Annotated in this window: 1 protein-coding gene; it reads right to left on the bottom strand. The window is 62.7% G+C overall.

Annotated features, from left to right (window positions below):
* Positions 1–41: 41 nt before the first annotated feature.
* On the bottom strand, positions 42–1,241 hold the full coding sequence (locus COA17_RS18585; RefSeq protein WP_062127390.1) for an IS256 family transposase: 1,200 nt from the start codon (positions 1,239–1,241) through the stop codon (positions 42–44).
* Positions 1,242–1,299 lie beyond the last annotated feature (58 nt).

The following is a 1,299-nucleotide window of genomic DNA, read 5'->3' as shown; positions in this document are numbered from 1 at the left end:
GGGACTGTCAGGAATTTTGTGCGGGAGGCCGGTTACCGTCATTAGATGACGAAGCGCTCACCGAAGATTACGGCGAACTGACTTTTGGCCTCACCCCATTCGCGCGGTGGGCGCTTCCATTCGTCCGCCGCGTGATTGAGCACGAGATATAACAGCTTCATCGCGGCATCGTCACCGGGGAAATGGCCGCGGGTACGGACGGCACGGCGAACCTTCGAATTCAGGGCCTCGATGGCGTTCGTAGTGTAGATGATCCGGCGGACGCCCTCGGGAAAGGCGAAGAACGGGATCACCTGGTCCCAGTGTCGCCGCCAGCTTATGGCGATGGCCGGGTGTTTCTGGCCCCAGGGGCCTGCCTCGAACGCCTCCAGCGCAGCCATGCCGGCCTCGGGCGTCTCGGCACGGTAGACGCCGCGCAACGCCTGGGCGATGAACTTGCGCTCCTTCCAGGACGCAAAGCTCATGCTGTTGCGGATCAGATGGACGATGCAGGTCTGGACGATGGCCTCGGGGAAGACAGCGTTGATCGCCTCCGGGAACCCCTTCAGGCCGTCGACGACGGCGATCAGGATGTCGGCGACGCCGCGGTTCCTGAGCTCGTTCATGACGCGCAGCCAGAATTTGGCCCCCTCGGTCTGCTCGATCCAGATGCCGAGCACCTCCTTGGTCCCGTCCGGCTGAATGCCCAGCGCGATGTAGACCGCCTTGTTGCGGACGAACCCTTCGTCGCGGATCTTCACCCGGATCGCGTCGAAAAACACCAGCGGATAGCAGGCGTCGAGCGGCCGACCCTGCCATTCGGCAACCGTCTCCAGCACCGCATCGGTGACGGTCGAGATCAGGTCCGGCGAGACGTCGATCCCGTACAGCTCCTCGAGGTGCCCGCGGATTTCGCGCACCGTCATCCCGCGCGCGTACATCGAGACGATCTTGTCGTCGAAGTCGGGGAAACGGCGCTGGTATTTGGCGATGAGCTTCGGGTCGAACGTCCCCGCCCGGTCGCGTGGCACGTCCAGCGTCACCTTCGATGTGCCCGTCAGCATCGTCTTCCTCGATGACCCGTTGCGCCGGTTGATGGTGCCTGCGGCGCCTTCGCTTTCCAGATGATCGTCGAGCTCAGCCGACAGCATCCGCTCCGACAACGCCTTCTTCAGCTCGTCGAGCAGACCGTCCTTTGCAAACAGCTCCTGCGGGTCACGACCAGCCAGAAGCTGGTCCAAAACGTCCTTGTCGATTGCCATATCGATGGTCCCTTCCATTCCATCCTATGGCCTCCCGCACAAAATTCCTGACAGTCCC

Source organism: Sphingomonas ginsenosidimutans, from assembly GCF_002374835.1.
GTDB classification, from domain to species: Bacteria; Pseudomonadota; Alphaproteobacteria; order Sphingomonadales; family Sphingomonadaceae; genus Sphingomonas; species Sphingomonas ginsenosidimutans.
This window is presented reverse-complemented; position numbering and strand designations above follow the sequence as displayed.